The sequence below is a fragment of the Pseudomonas sp. SDO5215_S409 genome (assembly GCF_054071325.1).
Genome location: NZ_JBSVWN010000120.1, coordinates 1 through 3,762 on the forward strand (window position 1 = coordinate 1; position 3,762 = coordinate 3,762).

Annotated in this window: 3 protein-coding genes; all 3 read left to right on the top strand. The window is 55.6% G+C overall.

Going from position 1 to position 3,762, the window contains the following annotated elements:
* Positions 1 to 186, top strand: a 186-nt coding sequence (locus tag ACW9H9_RS28300; protein WP_457346655.1) for a hypothetical protein, incomplete at its 5' end; no start/stop codon positions are given.
* Between the two features lie 295 nt (positions 187 to 481).
* On the top strand, positions 482 to 1,066 hold the full coding sequence (locus ACW9H9_RS28305) for a hypothetical protein (RefSeq protein ID WP_457346656.1): 585 nt from the start codon (positions 482 to 484) through the stop codon (positions 1,064 to 1,066).
* 909 nt (positions 1,067 to 1,975) lie between these two features.
* On the top strand, positions 1,976 to 3,097 hold the full coding sequence (locus ACW9H9_RS28310) for an AAA family ATPase (RefSeq protein ID WP_457346657.1): 1,122 nt from the start codon (positions 1,976 to 1,978) through the stop codon (positions 3,095 to 3,097).
* The last annotated feature ends 665 nt before the right edge of the window (positions 3,098 to 3,762 follow it).

Genomic DNA, 3,762 nt, shown 5'->3' on the forward strand with positions numbered 1-3,762 from the left:
GGCAAACTCAGCGGCCAAGGCCATGATGAGTTACACCACTTCCTGGGACACGATCGCTCCTTGATACCAAAAGAGGATCCTCTGAGGCCTGCTTTCGGCCAATTGCTACCTTTCGCGAAGGGCCGCTATGAGTCGAAAACGGACATTTACGAATGGCTGCTTATGGCCGAAAGCCGCCATTCGTGAGCGGCAGCTATCTGCCTATAGCTCTCCTTCGCAGAGTTCGGTTTCGGGTCGGAAAATGCCTGTTGAGAAAGCGTCCTCAGTGCTCGCCAAATCAAGTTTTGGTATTTCGCACTTGCTCCAGCTACTGATGAAGAGCAACTGATTCGTAGTGTGCAGAAGCGGGAGCAACATCCCAGACGATCAGATTGCTACGGAAATGCGCGAACGTTGTCATCCAGATTCAGAGCTCGCCGGCCGGCCACCAGGTAGCGATTGGTGCACTATCCTTACAACCTCACGGACAGAGAGGTAAGGTATGCCTATATACGAGGAAGTACTGGCTTGGTCGGAAAGGCTGCCGCCGTGGCGCAGCGACGCCTTGCGTCGTTTGTGTGTCCAGGGTGACTGGATTGATCAGGATCTTGTCGAGATTCTTGATCTCGCTAAGCAACACCATGGGGTGCGAAGCGCATTTCTGCCGGTTCTTCAGCCTGTCCTATTCGCCGCAGAACACTTCCCCGCCGAGGCGAATCGGGAGCACACGGTCGTATTGCAGTCCCTGCATTCACTTACGAACGTGGGGAAGATCCCTAACAGTGAGGCTTTGAACTTCCAGCTGCATGGCCTCACTATCGTGTACGGCGGAAACGGAACGGGGAAGTCCGGTTACGCACGGGTACTGAAACAGGCGTGCCGCGCCCGTAGCCCGGGTGCTGTCTACGCCAATGCTTACGCTGCGGATTACCTGCAACTCATACCAAGCGCTGCTATTGACTTCGCGCTGGACGGCGCCGCCGGACAGACGACCTGGAGCAGTCATCGCGATAACGTACCGCAGCCAGAACTCCGGGGCATTTCCGTTTTTGATGGCGACTGCGCTCGGCATTACCTGCAGTCATGAGAAGCTGCCAACTTTCAGCCATCTGCTCTGACTTATCTCCAGCAGTTGGCTAATGGGCTCAATCAGGCTCTCCGCCCCGCGCTACAGGCTGAAATCGCGGGCCTTGCGACAGACACGACACCGTTCAGTGTCATTCCGTCTGACACCGATGCCGGACGAGCGGTGCATCCGATTGGCCCAACCTCTGATCTGACGCAAGCGCGTGAATTGGCTACGCTCGCCGATCATGAGCAGGCTGAGCGTGTACGACTTCCGCAGGAGATCAGCGAAGCGGACCCGTCTGCCCGGGCCTAGCTACTTGAGCATGCTGCAACGCGGGTCGATGAATTAGCCAGCCTCATCGCTGTGGTGGCCGGCGTAGTGTCTGATGAGGCTATCGATGCCAAGCACCAGGCACATCGTGCCGTCGTTGAGGCTGAGACAGCTGAACGTGCAGCGTCCGCCATGCTGCAGGCCGGAGATACTACACAGCTACTTCCTGGAACGGGGCAAGGTCCTTGGGCGTTGCTATTCAACGCTGCTCGTGAGTACTCGTCCACCACTGCATATCCAGGGCAGGCCTTCCCGGTCACCTATGACGATGCAGTCTGTGTACTTTGCCAGCAAGAGCTCAGTCCTGAAGCGCAGGACCGGTTGCAGCGATTCGATCACTACATTCGAGACCGGGCGGCGGAGACTGCTCAGGCTGCACGCAACGCTTGGCAGCAGATCGTTCGAGAAGTCGGCCCAGCAAGTGTCGACTTCACAGTTGCCCCTAACATGCTGGAGAGCCTGAGGGCGCGTGTGCCAGCTCTTCCGGACGATATCCAGACCTTTCAGGATGACTTGGTCGCCCGACTTCAGTGGCTCAAAAGAGCTGTGGCTACTGGGGTATGGTAGGACTGTCCTGGGTATCGTGGAGCGAATCCGTTGGCGTCGATCACTCACGTTGCGAATGTACTTCACATAGAGGCGGGCCGCCTGCTCGCAAACTTGGACACAGAGGCATTATCGGCCAAAAAGCTACGGTTGAAAGAGTTAGAAGCGCGGCAGCTACTTTCCGAGCATATCGAAGGCATAGCACGGGTGATTGATAACCTGGCCCACAGGGCTCGGCTCCAGAATTGCCTAAATGACATCGCAGCAACACGGACGATTAGCGTGCTAGCTGGCCAACTGACTCGGACTTACATCAGTGAGGCTCTGGCTGGACGCATGAACGAGGAGCTCATTAGGCTGGAGCTTAGGCACATTGAAGCTGGAGTCAGCTCAGCCGGTGAGGCCGGGGCAGTTCGCCTGGGAATTCAGCTGCTGGAGTGCCAGCTTGCCCCGCACCAAGTGTTGAGCGAGGCAGAGCAGCGTATGTGTGCGCTTGCCTACTTCTTCGCTGAGCTTCACCAATCGGGATCGACTTCCGGAATCGTTTTCGACGACCCGGTCTCAAGCCTCGACCACAGCCATAGAACCGCCGTCGCGCAACGGATTGTGGAGGAGTCCGCCAACCGGCAAGTCATTGTATTCACCCACGACGCTGTATTCTTCGGTGAACTATTAACTCTCTGCCAAGATGCGGGTCTTGCACCTGAAGTGAGGTCGATCAGCTACCGGGCGGAAGGCCCTGGTTACGTCGATGCCGGTTTGCCGTATGACATGCGCCGGCACCGCGAGCGCATCGCGCAACACCGTCGTGACCAGCAACAAATTGCAGCAACCTTCAACACCCCTCCCGGAGACACTGAGCGGTATGCGATCCGCAATGCATACAGTGAACTTCGCGTGACGATCGAAATCGGTATCGAGGACACGATACTCAATGAAACCGTTGTCCGGTTTCGCGATGGAATCTCAGTAGGCCGGCTTAATGGCGTGATGGCTGTGCAGGAGCATGAATTCCGTGAAGTGCAACGCCTGCACGACCGATGCTGTCGCAATGTCAGCGCGCATTCACATGCAGCCGGCCAACAGCGTCCCGTAGCGCATCCTGATGAGTTGCTTGGCGATATTGAGGCCGTGAACACGTTGTTTACGCGTATCCGAAGCCGAAGAGGCTGAGTTGGCCATTACCGGCCGCTCGAAGGGCGCTGGCGCACAATCAAAGCGGAATACTTCAGGTAATAACCCATTGAAATTACTTGCTTTAGTCATGGACTTGAAAACCGTCGACTGTAACAGGTCCATGAGTTCGAATCCCATCGCCTCCGCCATCTTATGTACGACAAAGCCCTGATTATTCAGGGCTTTGTCGTATCTGGGGTCTGAGATTACTCTCCAAGCTTTGTGGATCGTTTCCACATCTTTTCGATCATTTCCGCAACCCTGCCCCCTCGACGCTTGAGCGTCCCCCTCAAATTTAGAGTGTGGCTGTCTTCATAGGCATCTATCGGCCAAAAAAGGTCGAACGGTTTTACTATCGAATACGAAATTAAACTTTTTTCTGAGCAGCGTAGAACGCCTGAGCGTTCATGAAGACACAGGCACCACCTCAATTTTCTCTGACTAATGAGCAATCCTCATGAAGCCTTGCCGATTTACCCGTCTAGTCCTCATTCGTTAGCCCGCTTACTGTTCCCCGACGCTATATTCGGGAGAACGAAATGCACAAGCGCACACTCGGCAACAGCTCACTTGAAGTATCGGCACTCGGCTTCGGCTGCATGGGCCTGTGTAGTGGTCAACTGATCCCGGACACGGTTTTAAGGTTTTCTTCGGTTTTTGCC

Bases quoted from the DNA above. Each gene is read 5' to 3' on its own strand.
- ACW9H9_RS28305 (WP_457346656.1), top strand. From the start codon at position 482: ATGCCTATATACGAGGAAGTACTGGCTTGGTCGGAAAGGCTGCCGCCG.